The following is a 7,179-nucleotide window of genomic DNA, read 5'->3' as shown; positions in this document are numbered from 1 at the left end:
GCGCCGGGGCCGCGTGCCGGGCCCGCGGCGGCTGCGACTGCGGCTGCGGGGGCTGCCGAAGCTGCATCGTCGGGTCCGGCTGGGGCCGCACCGGCTGCTGGTACCGGTGCTGCGGCGGCCGGGGCGGCTGCGGCGCGGTCGGCATCGCACCGGACACCACCACCGGCGGCAGCAGGGTGGTGGCCGCGGCGTCGTCCAGCGGCGGCACGGGCGGCAGCAGCGCCGTCGCCTCGGCGTCGCCCGCCGCCGGAACCGGCGGCAGCAGGGTGGTCGCGGCCGGATCGTCGAAGGCGGGCACCGGCGGCAGCACCGCGGTCGCCGCCGCGTCGTCCACCGGGTAGCCGTACGGCGGCTGCCGGCCGGGCTGCCACGGCGGGACGCCCGGATGCGGGTGCTGCGGCGGGTACTGCTGCGGGTACTGCTGCTGCGGAGCCTGGGGCTGCCGCGGCCACTCGCCGTAGCCGTCGTGGTCCGGCCGGTTCGGGTTGTTCATGTCCGTCACGCCGCTCAGCCTCCCGCGAACGGCGGGAGGACCTCGACCGTTCCACCCTCGGTCAGGGCGACGGACGCGTGATCGCGGCCGCCCACCTGAGCCCCGTCGACCAGGTACGAGCAGTGCCCGAGCAACTGGACGAGCTTCGGCCGGTCGGCGTGCCGCGCCTTGGCCGCCGCCAGCGCCTGCGCCAGGGTCGCCGCCTCGTACGGCTCCTCGGCCAGCCCGGCCTCGGACTTCGCCGCCGCCCAGTAGCGGATCGTCCCGCGCACCCGGGCGCCGCTCGCGGGCTCGGTGGTCGCGCCCATCGGGCCACCCCTTCTCGTCGTCCTCGCCCGGCCCGGTGCCCCGGTCCGGCTCGCCACCGCGGCGGCCTCCCGACCACCCGAACGATGGACCCGGAACAGCACCGACGATGCGCGTCCCATGATGGCGTGTCCGCCACCACGAGCGGCAACCGCCCTGGCCGGACGGGCACGGAGCGTGCACCGCCCTCCCACCGGACCGCCACCGACGGGCCCCGGAGCGGTGCTCGAAGCTGTGTCCAGCCTCACCAGGCGTGTGCCCGTATTGTGCGAACCGCCGGATTCCCGCACTCCCGGCACCGTGGCACGGTCGGCTATCCTCGACCACCATGAGGGATCCGGGCAGAGTCGCCCCCGGGTCCTTTTGTGCTTCCAGGACGCCAGTACGGACGTTCTTGCGATTCGTCGGCCCACCCCCGGCGCGCAGCAGGAACCGCTCCGGCTGACGCGGCACCTCGACGCGCCCCGGCCGGCCGGGGCGTCGCCACCCGGCACCGGGCCGCCACCCGGTACCGGAGAAGAACCGGAGGGTTGACGGTGACGAACAGGGCAGGAACGGTGCGCCAGGGGCCACGAGACCCCCGGCGGCCCCGCCGTCGCCCCCCGCACGCCGTCCGCGCCCCCGGTTCGCCGCGGACGACCGTCCCCCTCGCCTCCCCCTCGGCACGTGCGCCATCCGGCTGTGGCGGCAGCCGTCAAGCGACCGCGACGACCCGGAAAGGGGACCACCGGGTATGAGTTCTCTCCTCCTCCTCACCAACGCGCTGCAACCCTCCGCCGAGGTGCTGCCCGCACTCGGCCTGCTGCTGCACCAAGTCCGGGTGGCCCCCGCCGAGGGCGCGGCCCTGGTGAACACGCCCAGTGCGGACGTCATCCTGGTCGACGGCCGGCGCGACCTCCCGCAGGTCCGCAGCCTCTGCCAGCTGCTGCGCTCCACCGGCATCGGCTGCCCGCTGATCCTGGTCGTCACCGAGGGCGGCCTGGCCGCCGTCACCGCCGAGTGGGGCATCGACGACGTCCTGCTGGACACCGCCGGCCCGGCCGAGGTCGAGGCCCGGCTGCGGCTCGCCCTGGGCCGCCTCCAGGTCACCTCCGACGACAGCCCGATGGAGATCCGCAGCGGCGAGCTCTCGGTCGACGAGGCCACCTACTCCGCCAAGCTCCGGGGCCGGGCGCTCGACCTCACCTTCAAGGAGTTCGAGCTGCTCAAGTACCTCGCCCAGCACCCCGGCCGGGTCTTCACCCGGGCACAGCTGCTCCAGGAGGTCTGGGGCTACGACTACTTCGGCGGCACCCGGACGGTGGACGTGCACGTCCGGCGGCTGCGCGCCAAACTCGGCGTGGAGCACGAACAGCTGATCGGCACCGTGCGCAACGTCGGCTACCGCTTCGTCGTCCCGGAGAAACCCGAGAAGGGCGAGCGGCCGGAGCTCTCCCCGCGCCCCTCGGCCCCGCTGGACGCATGACGCCGAAAGCCGGGCGGAACACCTCCCGCCCGGCTTGTCCGGTTCGTCCGGGAGCCGCCCGCAGGCCGGTCGCACCAAGGCCCCAGGGCCCTCTGCCGCCCCGCAGACCACACGCGTAGACTCCCCCCGTGGCCAAAGTGACGCGCGACGATGTAGCCCGGCTGGCTGGAACCTCGACCGCGGTCGTCAGCTACGTCATCAACAACGGGCCGCGCCCGGTCGCACCCGCGACCCGGGAGAAGGTCCTCGCGGCGATCGAGCAGCTCGGCTACCGGCCGAACAGCGTCGCCCAGGCGATGGCCTCCCGGCGCACCAACCTGATCGGCATGGTCGTCCCGGACGCCCGCCAGCCGTTCTTCGCCGAGATGGCGCACGCCGTGGAACGGGCGGCCTCCGAACGCGGCAAGCTCGTGCTGATCGGCAACTCCGACTACGTGGACGACCGCGAGGTGCACTACGTCCGCGCCTTCCTCGGGATGCGCGTCTCCGGCCTGATCCTGGTCAGCCAGGGCCCCTCGCAGCGTGCCGCCGAGGAGTTCGCCGCGATGGAGGGCGCCAAGGTGGTGCTGCTGCACCGCCGGCCCGAGGCGATCGACGACGTCGCGGTGGTCACCGACGACGTGGCCGGCGCCGAGGCGATCGTGCGCCACCTGCTGGAGGTGCACGGACACCCGTACGTCGCCTGCTTCGGCGGCCCGGTCGAGTCCCCCGCACCCGGCGACCCGGTCATCGACCACGTCGAGGGCTGGCAGCGCGCCATGGACGCGCACGGCATCCCCACCGAGCCGCACCTGATCGACGCGCCCTTCCACCGCTACGGCGCCTACGACGTCGCGCTCGACCTGCTGCGCTCGCCGGACCGGCCGCGGGCGATCTTCTGCTCCACCGACGACCAGGCGATCGGCGTTCTGCGGGCCGCCCGCGAGGTCGGCCTGCGGGTCCCGGAGGACCTCGCGGTGGCCGGCTTCGACGACATCCCCGAGGCCGCCCTCGCCGACCCGCCGCTGACCACCGTCGCCTCCGACCGCGACGCGATGGCCCGGGCCGCGGTGGACCTGGTGCTGGACGACTCGCTGATGGTGCCCGGCTCCGACACCGAACGGGTCCGCACCTTCCCCTCCCGGCTGGTCATCCGCCGCTCCTGCGGCTGCGGCGGCAGCTCCCCCGTCCGATCCGGACCGGAGTAGCCGATTCCGCCCGGCAGGCGGCCTGACCAGGCTTTATGAGAACCCAACGGGCTTCTCTCCCCCTTCTGAGCCGGTTCTCATGCACTCCTCATACGCCGGGCGGAGCTTGTTCGCATGAGCGGACAGCAGCAGCACCCCAGCGAGCAGTACGGCACGAACGAGCCCCACGAGCGGTACGGCTCGTACGGGACCCCCGGCACCCACGAGGCCCACGGCTCGTACCGGACCGACACCTCGTACCGGACCGACGAGCGGTACGACCCCGACCGCTCCCACGAACCCCGGGCGATCGAGGGCACCGTGCTCGGCGGCGGCCCGGCCACCGGCAGCGGCACTCCGGCCGGACACGGCTACCACCAGGACCACTCCGACGGCGGCTTCGACGGACCGCCGACCATCCCGCCGACCCCGCCGGAGCCGCCCACCGTCCCCGGCCCGGGCTCCCCCGAGGGCCCCGGCGGCCACGGCAGCCGGGCCCGGCGCGGACTGCTGCGCGGCCGGCTCGCCCTGGTCACCGCCGTCGCCGCGGTCGCCGCCGTACTCGGCGGGGTCACCGGCGGGCTGATCGCCGCCGACCGGCAGAACCCCGATAACCACGTCGGCGCCATCGCCAGCCCGGTCTCCGCCCGCACCGACGGCAGCGCCAACGTGCCCGCCATCGCCGCCGCGGTCTCGCCCAGCACCGTCCAGATCACCGTCAAGACGGGCAACGGCACCGCCACCGGCACCGGCGTCGTCCTGAACGCCGACGGGCAGATCCTCACCAACTACCACGTGATCGACACCGCGGCCGCCGGCGGCCGGATCACCGTCACCTTCAAGGACGGCTCCACCGCCCAGGCCACCGTCACCGGCACCGACAAGTCCCTCGACGTCGCCGTGATCACCGCGACCGGGGCGAAGAGTCTCACCCCCGCCGTCCTCGGCGACTCCGCCGCCGTGGAGATCGGCGACCCGGTCGTCGCCATCGGCAACCCCGACGGCCTCACCGGCACCGTCACCTCCGGCATCATCAGCGCCGAGAACCGCGACGTCACCGTCCAGCTCGACGAGGGCAGCACCAGCGGCAACGGCGGCTTCGGCCTCCCCTTCCTGCCCGGCATGCGCGGCGCCGCCCCGCAGCCCGGCAACGGCAACAGCACCACCTACAAGGCCTTCCAGACCGACGCCGCGCTCAACCCCGGCAACTCCGGCGGCCCGCTGATCAACGCCAGCGGCCAGGTCATCGCCATCAACTCGGCGATGTACGCGCCCAGCGGCTCCGGCTCCTCCGGCGGCGGCGAGGCCGGCAGCGTCGGCCTCGGCTTCGCCATCCCGATCAACGACATCAAGCAGGTCCTGCCGAAGCTCGAAGCCGGCCAAAGCCTGTGAGCCACACTCCCTGAGACGGACAATTGCTCCGAGCAGGCCCTCCAGCCGACGAGAACCCGACGAGAAAGGGCACCCGCCCATGACCCCGTCCGCCGACGACCGCACCACCGCCGAGGCCGGCCACCCCTCCGCCCGGCTCCTCGTGGTCGACGACGAACCCGCCCTCCGGGACGCCCTGGAGAGCAGCCTCGCCTTCGAGGGATACGAGGTCGCCACCGCCACCGACGGCTACGAAGCCCTGGAGTCCGTCGAACGCGACCGGCCCGACCTCGTCCTGCTGGACATCATGATGCCCCGGATGGACGGCCTCACCGCCGTCCGCCGGATGCGCTCGCGCGGCGACACCGTCCCGGTGCTGATGCTCACCGCCCGCGACGCCGTCGGCGACCGGGTCACCGGCCTCGACGTCGGCGCCGACGACTACCTCGCCAAGCCCTTCGAACTCGACGAACTCCTCGCCCGCGTCCGCGCCCTGCTGCGCCGCAACGCCCTCGCCGCCGAGGCCGCCGCCCGCGCCGCCGCCGAGGACGAGAGCGAGGTGCTCGCCTTCGCCGACCTGCGGATGAACACCGCCACCCGCGAGGTCACCCGGGCCGGCAAGCCGATCGAGCTCACCCGCACCGAGTTCATGCTGCTGGAGATGTTCCTCGCCCACCCCCGCCAGGTCCTCACCCGCGAACAGATCCTCAAGGCGGTCTGGGGCTTCGACTTCGAGCCGTCCTCCAACTCCCTGGACGTGTACGTGATGTACCTGCGCCGCAAGACCGAGCAGGGCGGCATGCCCCGCCTGATCCAGACCGTGCGCGGCGTCGGCTACGCCCTGCGCCCGGCCGTCGGCGCGGGCGCGTGAACAACGTTCCGCCCCCTCCGCTGGCGCCGCCACTGACGCCGCCCCGCCGGCCGGGCCGCCGGCAGCGCGTCGTCCACTGGTACCGCTCGCGGTCCCTGCGCAGCCGCCTCACCTTCCTGAGCGCGGCGGCGGTGGCGGTGGCCATCGCGCTGTCGGCGCTGGCGTGCTGGTTCATCGTCGAGAAGCAGCTCTACGACCAGGTTCGATCCGACCTCGCCGGCGCCCCGCCGGGCGTGGCGGGCAGAAACCTCGCCTGCTACGACACCCCCGAACACGCGCTGGAGCGCCAACCCGGTGGCAATATGTCGGAGAACGGCGTGGCAGCTCCTCGGGACACCCAGTTCCTCGCGCTCGGCAGGGGGGTCTGTCTGCCTCCCGGGGCCACCAAGGCGATCGTGGTCGAGCCGAAGGACTCGGCCGCGTTCAACCTCAAACCCGGCCAGGCGGTCATCCGGGAGGGCCGCTACACGAACGGGGATCCCGCACTGGTCCGGCTCACCATGGACCCCCGGTACACCGTGCCGGTCGTCGTCATGGTGGCTGCCCCCACCCAACCCATCGAGGACTCCCTCCAGAGCCTCGCCTTCCTCCTCGGCTCCGTCGCCACCGGCGGCATCCTCCTCGCCGCGATCGCCGGCCGCCTCGTCGCCCGTTCCGCCCTCAAGCCCGTCGACCGGCTCACCGACGCCGTCGAGCACATCGCCCGGACCGAGGAGGTCGGCACCACCATCCCGGTCCACGGGGACGACGAGATCGCCCGGCTCTCCACCTCGTTCAACTCGATGAGCACCGCCCTCGCCAACTCCCGCGAGCGGCAGACCCGGCTGATCGCCGACGCCGGGCACGAGCTCCGCACCCCCCTGACCTCCCTGCGCACCAACGTCGACCTGCTGATCCGCAGCAACGACACCGGTCGCCCGCTGCCCGCCGCGACCAAGACCAAGCTGCTCGGCAACATGAAGGCGCAGATGCAGGAACTCACCGTGCTGATCGGCGACCTGCTCCAGCTCTCCCGCCCGGACACCCCGAAGAGCGGCCCGGCGCCGACCGTCGTCGCCCTGCACGAGCTCGCCGGGCGGGCCGTCGAACGGGCCAAGCTGCGCGGCCCGGGGCTGGTCTTCGAGACCACCACCGAGCCCTGGTACGTGCACGGCGACGCGGCCGGGCTGGAGCGGGCGGTGATCAACCTGCTGGACAACGCGGTCAAGTACAGCCCGCCCGGCGGCACCATCGACGTCCGGCTCCGGCAGGGCGTGCTGACCGTCCGCGACCACGGCCCCGGCATCCCGCCGGACGAGCTCCAGTACGTCTTCGACCGGTTCTGGCGATCCCCCTCCTCTCGCCAACTTCCGGGCTCCGGGCTGGGGTTGTCGATCGTCGCGCAGAGCGTCCGGGAGGCGGGCGGCGAGGTCACGCTCGGTCCGGCCGCCGACGGCGGTCCGGGCGCCCTGGCCACCGTCCGGCTGCCCGGCGGCCCCGCCCCGGAATGACGGCCCCGGAGTGACGC

The 7,179-nt window shown here is 73.8% G+C and carries 6 protein-coding genes and 1 pseudogene; 5 read left to right on the top strand and 2 right to left on the bottom strand.

Annotated features, from left to right (window positions below; genetic code table 11):
- Together ACFRMQ_RS35755 and ACFRMQ_RS35750 are read right to left on the bottom strand one after the other, a co-directional pair.
- Positions 1-502 (bottom strand): annotated as a pseudogene (locus tag ACFRMQ_RS35755) (hypothetical protein); the annotation flags it as partial.
- Positions 503-507: 5 nt separating this feature from the next.
- Complete coding sequence (locus tag ACFRMQ_RS35750; RefSeq protein WP_380734987.1) at positions 508-801, bottom strand: MoaD/ThiS family protein; 294 nt, start codon at positions 799-801, stop codon at positions 508-510.
- A gap of 731 nt (positions 802-1,532) precedes the next feature.
- Between ACFRMQ_RS35750 and ACFRMQ_RS35745 the strand changes: the two genes are divergently transcribed.
- The 5 genes from ACFRMQ_RS35745 (at position 1,533) to ACFRMQ_RS35725 (ending at position 7,162) form a co-directional block, all read left to right on the top strand.
- A complete protein-coding gene (locus ACFRMQ_RS35745) occupies positions 1,533-2,264 on the top strand; it encodes a response regulator transcription factor (RefSeq protein ID WP_380734985.1) in 732 nt (243 codons plus the stop codon).
- 128 nt (positions 2,265-2,392) lie between these two features.
- A complete protein-coding gene (locus ACFRMQ_RS35740; RefSeq protein ID WP_380734984.1) occupies positions 2,393-3,451 on the top strand; it encodes a LacI family DNA-binding transcriptional regulator in 1,059 nt (352 codons plus the stop codon).
- Positions 3,452-3,565: 114 nt separating this feature from the next.
- Positions 3,566-4,822: a S1C family serine protease gene (locus tag ACFRMQ_RS35735; protein ID WP_380734983.1), complete on the top strand. Its 1,257-nt coding sequence runs from the start codon at positions 3,566-3,568 to the stop codon at positions 4,820-4,822.
- A gap of 79 nt (positions 4,823-4,901) precedes the next feature.
- The gene (locus tag ACFRMQ_RS35730; protein ID WP_380734982.1) at positions 4,902-5,672 is read left to right on the top strand and encodes a response regulator transcription factor; all 771 of its coding nucleotides are present in this window, start codon (positions 4,902-4,904) and stop codon (positions 5,670-5,672) included.
- The gene (locus ACFRMQ_RS35725) at positions 5,669-7,162 is read left to right on the top strand and encodes a sensor histidine kinase (RefSeq protein WP_380734980.1); all 1,494 of its coding nucleotides are present in this window, start codon (positions 5,669-5,671) and stop codon (positions 7,160-7,162) included. Before ACFRMQ_RS35730 ends, ACFRMQ_RS35725 begins: the two co-directional genes overlap by 4 nt.
- The last annotated feature ends 17 nt before the right edge of the window (positions 7,163-7,179 follow it).

Origin of the sequence: Kitasatospora sp. NPDC056783, from assembly GCF_042789895.1 — a bacterium.
In the GTDB taxonomy this organism is placed as follows: Bacteria; Actinomycetota; Actinomycetes; order Streptomycetales; family Streptomycetaceae; genus Kitasatospora.
This window is presented reverse-complemented; position numbering and strand designations above follow the sequence as displayed.